General features: G+C 72.1%; 16 protein-coding genes. 4 read left to right on the top strand and 12 right to left on the bottom strand.

Going from position 1 to position 17913, the window contains the following annotated elements; translation table 11 throughout:
- The first annotated feature begins 87 nt into the window (after positions 1–87).
- The gene (locus SPRI_RS26125; protein ID WP_005318420.1) at positions 88–1317 is read left to right on the top strand and encodes an MFS transporter; all 1230 of its coding nucleotides are present in this window, start codon (positions 88–90) and stop codon (positions 1315–1317) included.
- On the opposite strand, the gene SPRI_RS26130 is transcribed toward SPRI_RS26125, so the two are convergent.
- From SPRI_RS26130 to SPRI_RS26165, 8 genes are all read right to left on the bottom strand, one after another.
- Positions 1286–3043, bottom strand: coding sequence for an NAD+ synthase (locus SPRI_RS26130; RefSeq protein ID WP_005318421.1), 1758 nt, complete (start codon positions 3041–3043; stop codon positions 1286–1288). The genes SPRI_RS26125 and SPRI_RS26130 overlap by 32 nt on opposite strands.
- Positions 3044–3159: 116 nt before the next feature.
- Positions 3160–3615: a CBS domain-containing protein gene (locus tag SPRI_RS26135; RefSeq protein WP_037774829.1), complete on the bottom strand. Its 456-nt coding sequence runs from the start codon at positions 3613–3615 to the stop codon at positions 3160–3162.
- 744 nt (positions 3616–4359) lie between these two features.
- Complete coding sequence (locus SPRI_RS26140) at positions 4360–5019, bottom strand: DUF305 domain-containing protein (protein WP_078535524.1); 660 nt, start codon at positions 5017–5019, stop codon at positions 4360–4362.
- Positions 5020–5024: 5 nt separating this feature from the next.
- Positions 5025–5672 carry a DUF3105 domain-containing protein gene (locus SPRI_RS26145; protein ID WP_053557374.1) on the bottom strand — a complete coding sequence of 216 codons (648 nt, stop codon included), beginning with the start codon at positions 5670–5672 and terminating at the stop codon, positions 5025–5027.
- A gap of 71 nt (positions 5673–5743) precedes the next feature.
- Entirely contained in the window at positions 5744–6169 is a 426-nt protein-coding gene (locus SPRI_RS26150; protein ID WP_053557375.1) for a hypothetical protein, read from the bottom strand.
- A gap of 226 nt (positions 6170–6395) precedes the next feature.
- The gene (locus SPRI_RS26155; RefSeq protein WP_053557376.1) at positions 6396–8510 is read right to left on the bottom strand and encodes an MMPL family transporter; all 2115 of its coding nucleotides are present in this window, start codon (positions 8508–8510) and stop codon (positions 6396–6398) included.
- 164 nt (positions 8511–8674) lie between these two features.
- A complete protein-coding gene (locus SPRI_RS26160) occupies positions 8675–8929 on the bottom strand; it encodes a hypothetical protein (protein WP_005318431.1) in 255 nt (84 codons plus the stop codon).
- A complete protein-coding gene (locus SPRI_RS26165) occupies positions 8926–9318 on the bottom strand; it encodes an ArsR/SmtB family transcription factor (protein ID WP_005318433.1) in 393 nt (130 codons plus the stop codon). Before SPRI_RS26165 ends, SPRI_RS26160 begins: the two co-directional genes overlap by 4 nt.
- Positions 9319–9541: 223 nt before the next feature.
- Here SPRI_RS26165 and SPRI_RS26170 point away from each other — a divergent pair, with 223 nt between their 5' ends.
- Positions 9542–10903, top strand: coding sequence for a glutamine synthetase family protein (locus tag SPRI_RS26170; protein ID WP_053557377.1), 1362 nt, complete (start codon positions 9542–9544; stop codon positions 10901–10903).
- Positions 10904–11026: 123 nt separating this feature from the next.
- On the opposite strand, the gene SPRI_RS26175 is transcribed toward SPRI_RS26170, so the two are convergent.
- A complete protein-coding gene (locus tag SPRI_RS26175; RefSeq protein WP_037774841.1) occupies positions 11027–11356 on the bottom strand; it encodes a DUF6233 domain-containing protein in 330 nt (109 codons plus the stop codon).
- Positions 11357–11849: 493 nt separating this feature from the next.
- Here SPRI_RS26175 and SPRI_RS26180 point away from each other — a divergent pair, with 493 nt between their 5' ends.
- Complete coding sequence (locus SPRI_RS26180; RefSeq protein ID WP_005318438.1) at positions 11850–12056, top strand: antitoxin; 207 nt, start codon at positions 11850–11852, stop codon at positions 12054–12056.
- A gap of 70 nt (positions 12057–12126) precedes the next feature.
- On the opposite strand, the gene SPRI_RS26185 is transcribed toward SPRI_RS26180, so the two are convergent.
- Positions 12127–12786 carry a class I SAM-dependent DNA methyltransferase gene (locus tag SPRI_RS26185; protein WP_037774844.1) on the bottom strand — a complete coding sequence of 220 codons (660 nt, stop codon included), beginning with the start codon at positions 12784–12786 and terminating at the stop codon, positions 12127–12129.
- Positions 12787–12895: 109 nt separating this feature from the next.
- On the bottom strand, positions 12896–13327 hold the full coding sequence (locus SPRI_RS26190; protein ID WP_053557378.1) for a VOC family protein: 432 nt from the start codon (positions 13325–13327) through the stop codon (positions 12896–12898).
- Positions 13328–13668: 341 nt separating this feature from the next.
- Between SPRI_RS26190 and SPRI_RS26195 the strand changes: the two genes are divergently transcribed.
- Positions 13669–16656: a bifunctional [glutamine synthetase] adenylyltransferase/[glutamine synthetase]-adenylyl-L-tyrosine phosphorylase gene (locus tag SPRI_RS26195; protein WP_053557379.1), complete on the top strand. Its 2988-nt coding sequence runs from the start codon at positions 13669–13671 to the stop codon at positions 16654–16656.
- Between the two features lie 308 nt (positions 16657–16964).
- Here the strand turns inward: SPRI_RS26195 and SPRI_RS26200 are convergent, their stop codons facing one another.
- Positions 16965–17858 carry a phosphatase PAP2 family protein gene (locus tag SPRI_RS26200; RefSeq protein ID WP_005318447.1) on the bottom strand — a complete coding sequence of 298 codons (894 nt, stop codon included), beginning with the start codon at positions 17856–17858 and terminating at the stop codon, positions 16965–16967.
- Between the last annotated feature and the right edge of the window lie 55 nt (positions 17859–17913).

Here is a 17913-nt window from a genome sequence, read left to right on the forward strand (position 1 = left end):
GGCGCAACCCGCCGTTCACCGCGGGGAAGAAAACGTCTGAGAGCATTTGTTCCGAGAACGAACTTACTCGGAAAGGCTCACCCTCCCATGCCCCTGGCGCTCCTCGCCCTCGCCGTGTCCGCCTTCGGCATCGGAACCACCGAATTCGTGATGATGGGCCTGCTGCCCAACGTCGCGGAGGACCTCGGCACCTCCGTGCCCACCGCGGGCCATCTCGTCTCGGCCTACGCCATCGGCGTCGTCATCGGCGCCCCGCTGCTCACCGGCCTCGGCTCCCGCGTGCCGCGCAAGCGGATGCTGCTGCTCCTGATGGCGCTGTTCACCGTCGGCAACCTGGCCTCCGCGCTCGCGCCCGGCTTCGGCACCCTCCTCGCGGGGCGCGTACTCGCCGGACTGCCGCACGGCGCGTTCTTCGGCGTCGGCGCCGTCGTCGCCGCACGGCTCGTGCGGGAGCACCGGCAGGCCCGTGCCGTCGCGACCATGTTCCTCGGACTCACCGTGGCCAACATCGTCGGCGTCCCCGCCGCGACCGCGCTCGGCCAGCAGCTCGGCTGGCGCGCGACGTTCCTCGTCGTGACGGCCATCGGCCTCGTCGCCATGGCCGCCCTGGCCCGCCTCGTGCCCGCCATGCCGCTCGACGCCCACCAGGGCATCGGCCGCGAGCTGCGCGCCCTGAGGGACCGGCAGGTGCTGCTCGGGCTGCTGACCGCCGTCTTCGGCTTCGCCGGAGTGTTCGCCGTGTACTCCTACCTCGCCTCGATGACGACCGAGGCCATCGGCCTGGGGGAGTCGTCCGTCACCCTCGTCCTCGCCCTGTTCGGCATCGGCATGACCCTCGGCGCGCTCGCCGCCGGCCCCCTCACCGACCGCGCGCTGCGGCCCACGCTCTACGGCTCCCTGACCGCGCTCGCGCTGGTCCTGGCCGCCTTCCCGTTCACCGTCCACGTCCCGTGGCTCGCGCTGACGACCGTCGTCGTCCTCGGCGCGGTCGGCTTCCTGACCACCACGCCGCTGCAGATGCTGGTGATGCGCAAGGCCAAGGACGCCCCGACCCTCGCCTCCGCCTCGAACCACTCCGCCTTCAACCTCGCCAACGCCGGCGGCGCCTGGCTCGGCGGCGCGGCCATCGCGGCGGGCTGGGGCTGGACCTCCCCGGCGCTCGTCGGCGCGGTCCTCGCCGTCGTGGGTCTCGCGATCGCCGCCGTGGCCGGACTGCTCGACCGGGACCGCGACGGAAAGGGGGCCTCCCGCGTGATCGCGGGAAGCCCCCTCGCACCGGAGCGGATCAGCTCGTCGCCTCGCGCCAGCGGTTCGTGATCGGCAGCCGCCGGTCCTTGCCGAAGCCCTTCGCCGAGATCTTGGTGCCCGGCGGGTACTGGCGCCGCTTGTACTCCGCCGTGTCCACCATCCGCAGTGTCTTCGTCACCAGCGCCTCGTCGAAGCCGGCCGCCACGATCGCGTCCTTGCCCTGGTCCCGGTCCACGTACAGCTCCAGGAGCCGGTCCAGCACGTCGTAGTCGGGCAGTGAGTCGGTGTCCACCTGCCCGGGGCGCAGCTCCGCGCTCGGGGGCTTGGTGATCGACGCCTCCGGGATCGGCGGGGTCTGGCCGCGTTCCGCCGCGGCGCGGTTGCGCCACTTGGCGAGCCGGAACACGGTCGTCTTGTAGACGTCCTTGATCGGCCCGTACGCCCCGACCGAGTCGCCGTAGAGCGTCGAATACCCCACCGCCAGCTCGGACTTGTTGCCCGGCGCGAGGACGATGTGGCCCTCCTGGTTGGAGATCGCCATCAGCATCGTGCCGCGCAGCCGCGACTGGAGGTTCTCCTCCGCGAGCCCGGTCAGACCCAGCGAGCCCATGTAGGCGTCGAACATCGGCTCGATGGGCACGGTGCGGAAGTTCAGCCCCGTACGCCGTGCCAGTTCGGCCGCGTCGCCCTTGGAGTGGTCCGAGCTGTACTTCGACGGCATGGAGACGCCGTACACGTTCTGCGCGCCGAGCGCGTCGCAGGCGATCGCGGCGACCAGAGCGGAGTCGATGCCCCCGGACAGACCGATCAGCACGGACCGGAAACCGTTCTTGGCGGCGTACGCGCGCAGGCCGACCACCAGCGCCGAGTACACCTCCTCGTCGTCGTCGAGCCGGTCGGCGTAACCGCCCGTCAGCTCGGCCTCGCACGCGGGCAGCGGCTCCTGCGACAGCACGACGCGGTCGATGCGGAGCCCGTCGTCCACGACGCCCTCGGGCGCGTCGGCGGCCGCCGCGGGCAGCTCGAGATCCAGTACGACGCTGCCCTCCGCGAACTGCGGTGCCCGCGCGACGACCTCGCCGTCCGCCCCGACGACGATCGAGTCGCCGTCGAAGACCAGCTCGTCCTGTCCGCCGATCATCGCCAGGTACGCCGTGGTGCAGCCGGCCTCCTGGGCGCGCTTGCGCACCAGCTCGAGGCGGGTGTCGTCCTTCTCGCGCTCGTACGGCGAGGCGTTGATCGAGATCAGCAGCCCGGCCTTCGCGCTGCGCGCCGCGGGCACCCGGCCGCCGTCCTGCCAGAGGTCCTCGCAGATCGCGAGCGCCACGTCGACGCCGTGGACCCGGATCACCGGCATGGTGTCGCCCGGCACGAAGTAGCGGAACTCGTCGAAGACGCCGTAGTTGGGGAGGTGGTGCTTGGCGAAGCTGAGCGCCACCTCGCCGCGGTGCAGCACGGCGGCGGCGTTGCGCGGGGACCCGGCGGGCTGACCGTACCGGGGCCGGCCCGTCTCCGAACGGTCCAGGTAGCCGACGATCACGGGGAGTTCGCCGAACCCCTCGGAGTCCAGGCGGGCGGCGAGCGCGCGCAGCGTGGCGCGGGACGCTTCGACGAAGGACGAACGCAGTGCGAGGTCCTCGACGGGGTAGCCGGTCAGCACCATCTCGGGGAAGGCGACCAGATGCGCCCCCTGCTCGGCGGCGTGCCGGGTCCAGTGCACGATCGCCTCGGCGTTGCCGGCGAGGTCACCGACGGTCGAGTCGATCTGATTCAGAGCGAGGCGTAGTTGAGGCACGGGCCCAGTGTAATCGTCTTTCTGACGCGATGTCCCTCCGGGTGATGCGCGGCACATCACAGAAGGGCCCGGCGGAAGGGGGGCGGGCCGCGGTGGCCGCGCCCCCGGCGCCGCCGTCAGGTCATGGAGCCCGCGTTCTTCAGACGCTCCGTGCCGCTCTCCGCGTAGACGCGCTCCGCCCAGCCGGCGATCTGGTCCTCGCTCAGGTGCTGCGCCAGGTCCGCCTCGCTGATCATCCCGACCAGCCGCTTGTTCTCGATCACCGGCAGCCGCCGGATCTGGTGGCCCTGCATCTCCCGCAGCACCGCCGACACGTCCGCGCCGGCGTCGATCCAGCGCGGGGTGCCCTTCGCCATCTCGCCCGCCGTGACCTTGGACGGGTCGTGGCCCATCGCGACGCAGCCGACGACGATGTCGCGGTCGGTGAGGATGCCGCACAGCCGCTCGTCGGCGTCTGCGATCGGCAGGGCGCCGACGTCCAGCTCCCGCATCAGCTGCGCCGCCCGGTCGACGGTCTCGTGAGCGGGGATCCACCGGGCCCCCGGGTGCATGATGTCCTTCGCAGTGGTCATGGGTCGTGCCTCCTGCATGCCGTACCGGCCCCGAGCCACCTCATTCTCGTGGCGCCGTTCGGCGTACGCGACCGCAACCGCCGAAGGCCCCGGGCGCCGGCCCCTCCCACCCGAGCCTGCTCCCGACCGTCCGTGCCGCCCGGCGTCTCCCGGCCCTCGTGCCTCCGGCCCGGCCTGCTCGCCGCGCCGTTCCTCCCGGCGCCCGCGACTCCCCGGCCGTCCGTGTCGCCCGCCGTCTCCCGGCGCTCGTGCCTCCGGCCCGGCCTGCTCGCCGCGCCGTTCCTCCCGGCGCCCGTCCGCTTCGGCCGCCTGCTCACGGGCCCCGTGCCTCCCGGCCGCCCCCTGCTTGCCGCCCTCGTACTTCGCGGCCGCCTGCCGCGGCCCCTGCGTCTCCGCCTCATCGCGGCGCCCGCGCTTCTCGGGCCCCCGAATCCCGCGCACCGGCCGCTCGCGCGACCCCCGGCCCCTGTCCGCTCAGCCGCCGCGCCTCCGGTCCCCGGCTGCGTGCCGGGCCCGAGCCCAAGGCCCCGGCTGCGCGCCGCCCGCCCCGTTCCCGGACCTCCCGACTCTTCGTAGCCGGGTGTCTGCCCGGCCCCCGACCGGACTGGCCGCTCGCGGCCCGTCCCGGCGCCCCGTTCCTCCCGGCCGCCCACCGCCCGCCGCTCACGCACCGCCGTCCACGAACGCGCACGGCCCCGGCCCGGAGAAATCCGGGACGGGGCCGTGGGCGACAGGCGGTGCGTGTCAGGTGCGGGGTTCCGCGCCGCGGCGGTGCAGCAGGTCGACCATCAGCTCGACCTCCGACGCCTGCGCGTCCACCATGCCCTGCGCCAGATCGCGCTCCACCCCGACCGTGCACTGCTCGACGCAGCCCTTGGCCATGGCGATCCCGCCGTTGTGGTGGATGATCATCAGCTGGAGGTAGAGGATCTCCGCCTCCTTGCCGCTGAGCCGCCCCAGCCGCGCCAGGTCCGACTTGCTCGCCATGCCGGCCATCAGCGAACCGTCCTCGGCCCGGTGCCCGCCGCCGTGAGCGCCGTGGCCGGAGCTCCCCGTGGCCATCCACTCCATCGGCTCGGCGTCCGCGTCGACCTTCGGCAGGCCCCACAGGTCCAGCCAGCCCAGCATCATGCCGCGCTGATTGGCCTGGGTGTTGGCGATGTCGTACGCGAGCCTGCGCACTTCCTCGTCCTTCGTCCGGTCACGGACGATGAACGACATCTCCACCGCCTGCTGGTGGTGGACGGACATGTCACGGGCGAAACCGGCGTCCGCGGACGCCCCCGTCGGCGTACGGTCCGCCGTGGCGGATCCCCCGCTCCCCGCCGAGGCCACCGTGGCCGCCCCCGCGAACAGCAGCGCCAGGACCACCGCGGTGACGGCGGCCCAGTGCGTACGCGTCATGCCCATCACTTGCCGCTCAGTCCGCCCGTGCAGGCAGCGCCCGGCTCGGGCGTCTGCGGGCCCTGCACGTACTTGGTGAAGAACTGGCTGACCCGCTTGTCGTCGGCCGAGTCGACGGTCACCTGCTTGCCCCAGGCGCTCAGCATGATCGCGCCCTGCTGGTCCTTGTACGGGCTCATCAGCGTGTACGGCGTCTTCTTGACCTTCTCGGCCAGCTTGTCCACGTCCGCCTTGGCGGCCTTGTCGGTGTACGTCACCCACACCGCGCCGTGCTCCAGCGAGTGGACGGCGTTGACGTCGGGGATCGGCTCCTTGTAGACGTCGCCGTTGCAGTTCATCCACACCTGGTTGTGGTCGCCGCCGACCGGCGGCTTCATCTCGTAGGTGACGGCCGTCTCGACGTGGTTGCGGCCCAGCTTCTTCGCGTCCCAGGACTTCTCGTCCTTGACCGGGGCCTTGGCCTCGGCCACGCGCTGCTCCTTCTCCTCGGACTCCTTGTTGAGGACGAAGACACCGAAGCCGACGAGGCCGGCGACGACGACGGCGCTGATGCCGACGGTGAGGATGCGGTTGCGGCGCTCACGGGACTGCTCGGCCCGGCGCATCTGCTCTATCCGGGCCCGGCGGTCGTTGGTGGTGTTACGGGAAGCCATGGTGGCGGTGTCCTTCGTGAAGTCTGCGGAATGGGGGGTTCAGCGATGCGTGCGAGGTCGTGCGGGCGGTGTCACGTCCGCAGCACCTGAAGGACGTGCAGGTCCGGGGCGCGCGCGAGCACTCCGGAACGGCCCTGGCCGCCGGCGTCGGCGGCGGGCCCGGGGTGGGGGAGCGGGGCGCCCGCCTCCAGCGGAGCGTCGAGCTGCGGCGGCGGCACGGTGAGCACCGCGGGGCTGAGCACCGGCAGCAGCCCGCAGCCGCCGTCGTCGTACGGGCAGCTGTACGCGGTCGCCGGGAAGACGCCCGCACCGTCCGGTGCGCCGAACCCCGCCGCCGCCGTCGCCCCCGGACCATGGGTCCGGGGGGAGGGCTTGCCGTGATGCGTACCGGCCGGGCCCAGGCAGATGAAGAGCGCGCCGAGGAGCGTCGCCACGGCACTCAGCAGAGCCGTGGGACGCGCGGTGCGCGAGAGGCGGTCGGTCCGCGAACCCCCCATGGGCGCAGATCGTAGTGGGCGGGCGTCCCCGGCACCGCAGACGGGCGGCAATTAACGGCCGCCGGCGACGACCCGGGAGCCCGCCGGCGGCGATCTGGAACCCCGCCGGCGACGACCCGGGAGCCCGCCGACGACGACCCGGGAGCCCGTCGGCGAACGACACCGGGCCCCGCCGCGATGCGACGGGGCCCGCGCGGGCCGGGTGAGCCTGACCCGTCGTGACGCGTCAGACCCGTTCCTTCGCACGCCCGGCCGGTGCGGACCGGTCCGCACCGGCCTCCGCCCGTGCCCCGGCCCTGAACAGCCGGCCCGGCCACCAGAACCAGCGCCCCAGGTCGAGGGCGAGCGCGGGCACCAGCACCGTACGGACCAGGAACGTGTCCAGCAGGACGCCGATGCCGACGATGGTGCCCATCTGCGCCATCGTCACGAGGGGCAGTCCGGCGAAGACCGCGAACGTCGCGGCGAGCACCACGCCCGCGCTGGTGATGACCCCTCCGGTGGTCGTCAGGCCCTCGAGCACACCACGTGCCAGGCCGAGCCGTTCCGACTCCTCACGGACGCGGTGCATCAGGAAGATGTTGTAGTCGATGCCGAGGGCGACCAGGAACACGAAGCCCATCAGCGGGAGCGACCAGTCGACACCGGCGAATCCGAGGACGTGCTCGAAGAGGAGGTTCGAGGCGCCGAGCGCGGCGAAGTACGAGAGCACGACCGTCGCCAGCAGCAGCACCGGGGCGACGATCGCCCGCAGCAGCCACACCAGGACGAGCAGGACCACCAGCAGCACCACCGGGATCACGGTCCGCAGGTCACGGTCGGCGGCCCGCTGGGTGTCCAGGGTCTGCGCGGTGGTGCCGCCCACCAGGGCGTCGGCCCCCGCCACGTCGTCGACGGCGGAGCGCAGCGCGTCGACGGTGTCCTTGGCCGCGTCGCTGTCCGGGGCGTCCTCGAGTACGACGGACAGCGTGGCGAGTTCGCCGTCGGGCGTGCGGTCACCGGCGTCGACCCGGGCGACGCCCGGCACCTGGGCGGCGGCCGCCCGGACCGCCCCGGCCTGCGCCGCGTTCGTGACGATCTTCGCGGGGTCGGAGGCGCCCGACGGGTAGTGGGCCGAGACCTGCTCCTGGGCGACGACCGACTCGGGCTTGTCCTGGAACATCTCCGACTGGGTGAGCCCCATGTTGATGCCGAAGGCGCTGAGCGCCAGCACACCCGTGACGCCGGCCGACATCAGCCACGCCCGGCGCGGGCCCCGGGCGACGGCCGCACCGATACGGGACCAGACGGTGACCGCCTTCCGTACGGGCGTCCCGTGGCGCGGCACGAACGGCCAGAACACCCAGCGGCCCGCGATCACCAGCAGCGCCGGCAGCACGGAGACCATCGCCAGGAAGCCGCAGACGACACCGATCGCGCCGACCAGGCCCAGCGACCGGGAGGAGTTGATGTCCGCCAGCGACAGGCAGGCCAGTCCGACGGCGATCGTGCCGGCGGAGGCGAGGATCGCCGGCCCCGAACGCCGCAGCGCGAGCCTCATCGCCGTGTGCCGGTCCTCGTGGCGGTGCAGCTCCTCCCGGTAGCGGGCGATGAGCAGCAGCGCGTAGTCGGTGCCGACGCCGAACACGAGGACCATGAGGATGCCGGCGCTCTGCGGGTCGACGGGCAGCCCGGCGTACTTCGCGAGCAGATAGGTGCAGACCTGGGTCAGGACGGCGGCGAAGCCCACCGCCAGCAGCGGGAACAGCCACAGCACCGGGCTGCGGTAGGTGATCAGCAGCAGTACGGCCACCACCAGGCCGGTGGCGATCATCAGGGTGGCGTCGAGCGTGTCGAAGACCGCGACCTGGTCCATCAGCGAGCCGGCCGGACCGCCGACCGCGACGTCGAGGCCGGGCGGGGCGTTGGCGCCGGCGATGTCGCGGATCTCCGCGACCCGGTCGCCGAGCTCGTCCGACAGCGGTACGACCACCATCAGGGCCCTGCCGTCGTCGGACGGCAGCACGGGGGACAGCTGCCGGCCCTCCGCGACATGCGGCGCGAACGCACGGCGGTCCGACTCGGCCGCGGCACGGTCACCGGCGGCGAGCGGCCGGTCGGCGCTGTACACGACGACGACCGGCATCACCTCGTCGGTGCGGAACTTCTCCAGCTCCGTGTTGACCGCCGCCGACTCGGCCCCTCGCGGCAGGAAGGCGTTCGGTCCGGTGTCCTCGACCTCACCGAGCTTTCCGGCGAGCGGGCCGAGGGCCACGGCGACGACGATCCAGCCGAACAGCACGAGCCATTTCGCGCGTCGGCCGCCGGGCGCCGAGGCCAGGCGCTTGAGCAGCGCTTTCATGAGTAGTCTCCTGAGTGTGGAGTGCGGGGCGCACGGAGCCCCCGCCGCGGCGTGACGGGTTCGCAGACCTGCCGTGGCGTGGGGACGTGCCCGGATGTGTGTGCTTCACGGGTACGGCCGGGAGTTGCAGCTCCTGGCCGTACCGCTTTCATGAGCCGGCGGCCCTACTCGATCTCGCGCATCATCTTCTCCATCGAGGAGAGCGAGACGCGGGTCTGTGTCAGCTCGTCGAGCGTGCGCCGGTGCAGTTCTGTGCTGTCCTCCAGCAACTGCGCGTACTTCTCCGCGAGTTTGCGGTACTCGGTGTCCCGCGTCGCCAGCGCGCGGGCCCGCCAGGTCGCTGCGACCTGCCAGACGATGACGATGCACAGCAGGAACACCCCGGCGGCACCGACCGCTCCCACGATGTCGCCGTTCATTTCGCCGTCTCCTTCATCGTGTCCTTCTCCGTGTCCTTGCCCTTGTCGTCCTTGCCCTCGTCGGTGAGCGTGCGCGCCGCCCGCGCGACGACCTCGGGGGTCAGCGCCCAGCAGAACGGCGTCAGCTCGAAGAACTTCATCGCCTTGCCTCCCTCGGAGAGCTCGAGCTCGCCCCGGACCAGTCCCGCCGCCTCCAGCCGCTGCAGATGCATGTGCAGCAGGGGGCGGCCGATGGCCAGCTCACGGGCGAGCCGGCTCACGTAGTCGCGGCCGTCGTACAGGGCGGCGACGATGCGCATCCGGTGCGGATTGCCCAGGGCGGTGAGGACCTTCAGCAGCGCGTCGCCCGTGAGCTCCGGTCCCTGTTCCGGGGCCGGGTTCTCGCTCATCGCGCCCCCTTCGCTCGTATGTGTCAGTTCACGCTGACACGCCCCCTGGGACGTGTCAAAGAAACCTGACACATGTCGGGGAGGAGTGAGGGGGGCCTCAGGGTCGTCTCGGGGTGGGCCCTGACCCACAATGGGCACAGCCGCGTGCGCAACCTCCCCGAAACCCGCGGATGGGATGCTCCAGGGAGCAGGCACGCGCCGTGACCGGCAAGGATGGGTGGAAATGGACAAGCAGCAGGAATTCGTGCTCCGCACGCTCGAGGAGCGCGACATCCGCTTCGTACGCCTGTGGTTCACCGATGTGCTCGGCTTCCTGAAGTCGGTCGCCGTGGCACCCGCCGAGCTGGAACAGGCCTTCGACGAGGGAATCGGCTTCGACGGCTCCGCGATCGAGGGCTTCGCCCGGGTCTACGAGTCCGACATGATCGCGAAGCCGGACCCCGGGACCTTCCAGATCCTGCCCTGGCGCGCGGAGGCGCCGGGCACGGCCCGGATGTTCTGCGACATCCTGATGCCCGACGGCTCGCCGTCCTTCGCGGACCCGCGCTTCGTGCTCAAGCGGATCCTCGCCAAGACCTCGGACCTGGGCTTCACCTTCTACACCCACCCCGAGATCGAGTTCTTCCTGCTCAAGGACAAGCCCGTCGACGGCAGCCGCCCCACGCCCGCCGACAGCTCCGGCTACTTCGACCACACTCCGCAGAACGTGGGCATGGACTTCCGCCGCCAGGCGATCACCATGCTGGAGTCCATGGGCATCTCGGTCGAGTTCAGCCACCACGAGGGCGCGCCCGGCCAGCAGGAGATCGACCTGCGCTACGCGGACGCGCTGTCCACGGCGGACAACATCATGACGTTCCGCCTGGTCATGAAGCAGGTGGCGCTCGAGCAGGGCGTGCAGGCCACCTTCATGCCGAAGCCGTTCTCGGAGTACCCGGGCTCCGGCATGCACACCCACCTCTCGCTCTTCGAGGGTGACCGGAACGCCTTCTACGAGTCCGGCGCCGAGTACCAGCTCTCCAAGGTGGGCCGCTCCTTCATCGCCGGTCTGCTGAAGCACGCCGCGGAGATCTCGGCCGTCACCAACCAGTGGGTCAACTCCTACAAGCGCATCTGGGGCGGCTCCGCCCGCAGCGCCGGCGCGGGCGGCGAGGCCCCCTCGTACATCTGCTGGGGCCACAACAACCGCTCGGCCCTGATCCGCGTCCCGATGTACAAGCCGGGCAAGACCGGCTCGGCCCGCATCGAGGTCCGCTCCCTGGACTCCGGCGCGAACCCGTACCTCTCCTACGCCGTCCTGCTCGCCGCCGGCCTGAAGGGCATCGAGGAGGGCTACGAGCTCCCCGCGGGCGCGGACGACGACGTCTGGGCCCTCTCCGACGCCGAACGCCGCGCGATGGGCATCGCCCCGCTCCCGCAGAACCTGGGCGAGGCGATCGACCTGATGGAGCGCAGCGAGCTGGTGGCGGAGACGCTCGGCGAGCACGTCTTCGACTTCTTCCTGCGCAACAAGAAGCAGGAGTGGGAGGAGTACCGCTCCGAGGTCACCGCGTTCGAGCTGCGCAAGTCCCTGCCGGTGCTGTAACCGCAGGTCAGCGCTGATATCGCCTGTCCACGGCACTCCGGGCCGACGGTCGCCGACCGTCGGCCCGGAGGCGTCCTGCACGCCCCGGGCCGTCTCCGGGCGGGCAGCCCTCTCCTGGGGCGGTCACAACATCCCCAGCTCGGAGTCCGGCCTGCAGAACTGGCACGGCTCCACGCCCTCCGCCAGCAGTTCCCGGGCCTCGGCCGGCGTGACCGGCTTCGTGCGCTGCGCCATGCGGCAGTCGCCGACGTGGACCTCGAACGGACGCCGGCCGGCGCCGATGCCGTGAGAGATCACGAACCCCGGATCCCGTGGCGCGGTGCGTCGGACGCGCTGCGCGGCGAGGCTGGTGCGCCGTTCCTCCTCGGCGATCCAGCGGTCCGTCTGCGCGAGCTGTTGCTCCTGGACGCGGCGCAGGAAGCGGAGGAGAGCGAGGCGCGGAATATCGGACACAAGTTCGATTCTAGGGCCGGTGGACACCCGGCTGCCAGGCGCGCCGCGGTGCCCGCGACACCGAACCCGGTCGCGCCGCGTCCTCGCCGGAACCGTTGCGGCACAGGCGCGTCGCTGCCGGTGCGGTGGACGCCGCGCGCGAAGCGGCCGCGTCGGGCGGGAGTTGTCAGTCCGGGCGGGCACGCGAAACCTTCCGGCCGGTGGAGACGTGGGTTCGACCGATCCGCTGCTGCCGATCATCGGGTTCGGCCAGGAGACGGCCTACGCGCCCCGCGGGGCCCACCGGTGGCCGGCGTATCTGATGATCATCGGCGGCCGGGTCCTGGCCACACGATCGCCGCGGGGGTCACCCTGTCCCTGAGCCGCCGGCAGGGCCAGGGCGCCGGCCGGGCTCGAGCGGTGAGGAACCGTACGCCGGGCGTGCGGATGCGAAACGCGCCCGATGCGGTGACCCTGGAGTCACGGGGGACCCTGCGTCGAGGAGGAAAACCCCATGTCCATGATGGACAAGCTCAAGAACATGCTCAAAGGTCATCCCGAGCAGACGGACCGGGGCATCGAGAAGGCCGGCGACTACGTGGACGGCAGGACCCAGGGCAAGCACAGCCGCCACGTCGACACGGCACAGGAAAAGATGAGGGACCAGTACGGATCCGGCGGCACCGGTGGCACGGAAGGCCGCGACGAGCCGCGCCAGTGACCTCACCCGCGGACGCGTACCGGCCCCGGCCGGTGGGGCAGCGCCCACCGGCCGGGGCCGCCCCGCGCGTCTACTCCCCGCCCGGCCTGCGGGCGACGAGATAGGCCTGCGGAGTCTTCTCGCCCTCCTCCGGCTCGCGCTCCAGCCGGGCAAGCACCTCGAAACCCGCCTCCCGCAGCTGCTCCACGACCAGGTCCGGCCGCATCCGGTGGAAGTCGAGCGACACGCTGTGACCGAAGGCCTCCGTGTAGCGCGAGATGTGATCACCGACCTGGAAGGCCACCGCGAGGTGTCCGCCGGGCGCGAGAATCCGGTGGAACCCGGCGAGCACGCCCGGGACTTCGGCCGGCGGAAGATGGATCATCGAGTACCAGGCGACGACGCCCGCGAGCGAGCCGTCCGCGAAGCCGCCGAGCTCCGTCATGGAGCCCTCGTCGAACCGTAGCTGCGGATACGCGCGCCGGGCGAGTGCCACCATCGCGGGAGACAGGTCGATGCCCCGGATGTCCACCCCGAGGCCGGCCAGGCAGGCCGACACCCTTCCCGGTCCGGACCCGAACTCGACCACGGGGCCTGCCCCGTCCGCCCGCACCCTCTCGGCGAACGCGGCGAGCATGGCCCGCTCGAGGGACTTCGCCTCCGCCTCGAACCTCTCCGCGTAGTCGGCGGCGATCGCGTTGTACGAGGCGCGGGTGTCGCGCAGGAAGGTCTTTTCGACATCGGTGTCCATGCGTACGTGGATACCAGCAGCCACTGACAGCCTGGCCTCCGCCACCGGCCGTCCCACACGGGGCGTGGCGGAGGCCGCACGGGCTCAGGACGCCGTAGGGCCGGGGCGGTCAGCGCTCCGACAGCGGCGCCGGTGCCTCCTGGACGCACCAGCTGTTGCCGTCCGGGTCCTTGAAGAACATGAACGCGTTCCACTCCTCGCCGGGGCCCTCCTCCCAGCCCGTCGGCCCCACGTGCTGGATCGACGTCACCGGGACCCCGCGCGACATCAGCTCGGAGTGGGCCTTCGCGAGATCCGTGACGCACAGCTGGAGGCCGTGGAGTGCGCCGGGGGACATCGTGGGCTGGTCCGGGTGCGCGGGCATGCCGCTCATCAGGACGATGGAGCAGCGCGACCCCGGCGGGGTCAGCTGGATGATCCGCATGCCGGGGGCGACCTCGGAGTCGATGTCGGCCTTGAAGCCGCAGGCTTCCGAGTAGAAGGTCTTCGCACGGTCCAGATCCGCGACCGGTACGGGGACGACTTCCAGGGTCATTTCCACGGGTGGATTCCTTTCAACGGGGCGACGCCGGTGGTGAATCGCCCGCGAGTCTGTCCGAACACGGCGCCGTTCGCGGACCCGCGGGCCGTTCGTGGCGCAACCGGAACACCCGCGTGACGGGTCAGCAGATGTGTAGACCGCGGCCGTCGTCCCTACTCATCGGCCGACGCCGAAGCGTCCACACGCCTCACCTCACGCCGCACACCGCGGAGCCGCCCCGCCGCGCCGCAGCACCGGCCGACAGGCCGGAAAGGCGGGAAACGCGTGGTCCGCCGGGCTCCCCGCGCGCCCCTGCGGTTACGCTCGAGCGCACACGGCGGCACGGCAGGACGGAGACCGGGATGACGGTTCCGGGGCGCAGGAGCAGCACCTTCACCCGGCTGCTGAGGCACGGCTTCACCGACCCCTCCGCAGCCGCACAGCTCCTCGAACTCCCCGACATGGCGTCGGTGCGCAGCGATCCCGTGCTCCTCGACGCGCTCGGCGCCACCGCCGACCCCGACCTGGCCCTGCGCTCCCTCGTGCGCCTCGCCGAAGCGCACGAACCGGACGAACGGCGCCGGTTCCTCGACAACCTGATCACCGCGAAACCGCTGCGTGACCGGCTGCTCGGCGTCCTCGGGGCGTCCGAGGCCCTCGGCGACCACCTGGCCCGCCACCCCCGCGACTGGCACGCCCTCGCCACCTACGAGTCGGCCGACCTGCACCCGGGCGTCGCCGACTTCGAACGCGGACTCGCCGACGCCACCGACCCCGTGTCCCTGCGCGTCTCCTACCGCCGCTGCCTGCTGGCCATAGCCGCCCGCGACGTGTGCGGCACCACCGACGTGGCGGAGGCCGCCGCCGAACTCGCCGACCTCGCCACCGCCACCCTGCGCGCCGCCCTGGGCATCGCCCGCACCGCCGCGCCCCACGATGCGGCGGCCTGCCGGCTCGCCGTCATCGCCATGGGCAAGTGCGGCGGCCACGAGCTCAACTACGTCTCCGACGTCGACGTCATCTTCGTCGCCGAGCCCACAGGCGGCACGGAAGAGGCCAAGGCGCTCCAGGCCGCGACCCGGCTCGCGTCCCACCTCATGCGGATCTGCTCGGAGACCACCGTCGAAGGCACCATCTGGCCCGTCGACGCCAACCTGCGGCCCGAGGGACGCAACGGCCCACTGGTCCGCACCCTCTCCAGCCATGTCGCCTACTACCAGCGCTGGGCCAAGACCTGGGAGTTCCAGGCGCTCCTCAAGGCCCGGCCGGTCGCCGGCGACCTCGCGCTGGGCGAGGCGTACACGGAGGCCGTCGCCCCGCTGGTCTGGCAGGCCGCCGAACGCGAGAACTTCGTCGCCGACGTCCAGAAGATGCGCCGCCGCGTCGTCGACAACATCCCCGTCGCCGAGATCGAGCGTGAACTGAAACTCGGCCCGGGCGGCCTGCGCGACGTCGAATTCGCCGTACAGCTCCTGCAACTCGTCCACGGCCGCAGCGACGCCACCCTGCACAGCGGCACCACGCTCGAAGCCCTCCAGGCCCTCGCCGCCGGCGGCTACGTCGGCCGGGCCGACGCCGCCCAGCTCGACGAGGCGTACCGCTTCCTGCGCGCCATGGAACACCGCATCCAGCTCCACAAGCTGCGGCGCACCCACCTCGTGCCCGAGCAGGAGGCCGACCTGCGGCGCCTCGCCCGCTCGCTGGGCCTGCGCACCGACCCCGTCACCACCCTCAACCGCGAGTGGAAGCGCCACGCCTCCGTCGTGCGCCGGCTGCACGAGAAGATCTTCTACCGGCCGCTGCTCGACGCCGTCGCCCAGCTCACCCCCGGCGAGACCCGCCTCAGCCCCAAGGCCGCCGGTCAGCGCCTCGAAGCCCTCGGATACGCCGACCCCGCCGCCGCGATGCGCCACCTGGAGGCCCTCGCCTCCGGAGTGAGCCGCAAGGCCGCCATCCAGCGCACCCTGCTGCCCGTACTGCTCGGCTGGTTCGCCGACTCCGCCGACCCCGACGCCGGACTGCTCGGCTTCCGCAAGGTCTCCGACGCGCTCGGCAAGACGCCCTGGTACCTGCGGCTGCTGCGCGACGAGGGCGCCGCCGCGGAGAACCTCGCCCGCGTCCTGTCCGCCGGCCGCCTCGCCCCCGACCTGCTGCTGCGCGCGCCGGAGGCCGTCGCCATCCTCGGCGACCCCGAAGGCCTGCGGCCCCGCGGCCGCGACCACCTCGAACAGGAGATCCTCGCCGCCGTCGGCCGCGCCGACACCGCGGAGGCGGCGGTCGCAGCGGCCCGCGGGGTGCGCCGCCGCGAACTGTTCCGGACCGCCGCGGCCGACATCATCGGCTCCTACGGCACCGAGGAGAACCCCGCCGAGGCCGACGCCGGTGCCCTGGTCGACCAGGTCGGCGACGCGATCACCGAACTGACCGCCGCCACCGTCGCGGGCGCGTTGCGCGCAGCCGTGCGCGACAAGTGGGGCGACACCCTGCCCACCCGTTTCGCCGTCATCGGGATGGGCCGCTTCGGCGGACACGAGCTCGGCTACGGCTCCGATGCCGACGTGCTCTTCGTCCACCAGCCCCGCGACGGCGTCGACGAACAGGAAGCCGCACGGGCCGCGAACGCCGTCGTCTCCGAGATGCGCCGTCTGCTCCAGCTGCCGACCGCCGACCCGCCGCTGCTCATCGACGCCGACCTGCGGCCCGAGGGCAAGAGCGGACCCCTCGTGCGCACGCTCGCCTCCTACGGGGCCTACTACCGCCGCTGGTCGCTGGTCTGGGAGAGCCAGGCCCTGCTGCGCGCCCGGCCGATGGCCGGCGACACCGAGCTCGCCGAGGCGTTCATCGAACTCGTCGAGCCGCTGCGCCACCCCCGCGAGGGCCTCGACGACGAAGCGGTGCGCGAGATCCGCCGGCTCAAGGCGCGCATGGAGTCGGAACGCCTGCCGAGGGGCGCCGATCCCACCCTGCACACCAAGCTGGGCAGGGGCGGGCTGAGCGACGTCGAATGGACGGTCCAGCTGCTGCAGATGCGGCACGGCTGGGAGGTCCCGGGCCTGCGCACCACCCGCACCCGCGAGGCCCTGCGGGCGGCCCGCGCCGCGGGCCTCGTCTCCGAGGACGACGCCCGCACCCTCGACGAGGCCTGGGTTCTCGCGACCCGCGTCCGCAACGGCGTCATGCTGGTCCGTGGCCGCGCGGGCGACACGTTCCCGTCCGACGTGCGCGAGCTGGCGGCGGTGGGGCGGTACCTGGGGTACGGGCCGGGGCACGTGGGGGACATGCTGGACGACTACCGCCGGGTGACGCGGAGGGCGCGGGCGGTGATGGAGGCGGCGTTCTACGACGCGTAGCCCTTGGGCGGGCGGCGTCGGGGGCCGTTCGCGTGGGGCGTTTCCCCCACCCCGCCCCTTCCCGAACCGGGCTCCGCCCGGGCCCCGTGCCGCCCTGCGGGCGGCGTACCGCGCTTCGCGCGGTGCCCTCGATCTCCCCCTACGGCCCGGCGGCCGTGGGAGGTGCCCCCGGGCGGGCTGACTTCGTCAGCCTCGCAGGCCCCCGATACACCGCGCGGAGCGCGGCACAGGTCCGGGCGGAGCCCGGTTTCGGGAAGGGGCGCGGTGGGGAACGAGTCCGCCGCAGACGGGACCGGTGTCCCGGAGGGTCAGGTGCGGGCCGCAGGCAGAAAGCGGCGGACCCCGCCCGTCCCCGGGTCGCGGGGCAGTTCGACCACCAGCTGCGGAAGCCGGTGCGGCAGCGCCCGGTACCACGCGTACGACACCGCGAAGCCGAACAGCAGGCACAGCACGCCGCCCACGGCGTCCAGCCAGAAGTGGTTCGCCGTGGCGACGATGACGACCAGCGTCAGGGTCGGGTACAGCACACCGAGGATCTTCGCCCACGGCGCCGTCGCCATCGCGAAGATGATGACGCCCGACCACACCGACCAGCCGATGTGCATGGACGGCATCGCCGCGTACTGGTTCGACATGTTCTTGAAGTTGCCGGAGGCCATCGAGCCCCAGGTGTCGTGGACCAGGACCGTGTCGATGAAGTGTTGGCCGTTCATCAACCGGGGCGGTGCGAGCGGGTACAGGTAGTAACCGACCAGAGCCACACCCGTGGTGGCGAAAAGGACGAGCCGTGCGGCAGCGTAACGGCCCGGATGCACACGGTAGAGCCAGACGAGCACACTGATGGTGACGACGAAGTGCAGGGTGGCGTAGTAGTAATTCATCGACACGATGAGCCATGTCACCGAGTTCACCGCGTGGTTGACGGACTCCTCGACCGCTATGCCGAGGGTCTTTTCCAGCTGCCAGATCCAGTCCGCGTTACGCATGGCCTGGCTCTTCTGCTCGGGCACGGCGTTGCGGATGAGTGAGTACGTCCAGTAACTCACCGCGATCAGCATGACTTCGAACCAGATGCTGGGGCGGGCGGGCGTCCGGGGCGGCCGTGTTCGGGAACGGACAGGCGACTCGGCGGCCTCGTCCTCCACGATGGGTGACGGGGTCGCCGCCCGGCCTTCCAGAGTCTTCACGGTCGCTTCACCCATGAGAGAGGAGTCTGCCAGATGCACGCCGCTCTCCGATCATCCCTCGGACGGGTTC

This window comes from Streptomyces pristinaespiralis (assembly GCF_001278075.1).
Classification (GTDB): Bacteria; Actinomycetota; Actinomycetes; order Streptomycetales; family Streptomycetaceae; genus Streptomyces; species Streptomyces pristinaespiralis.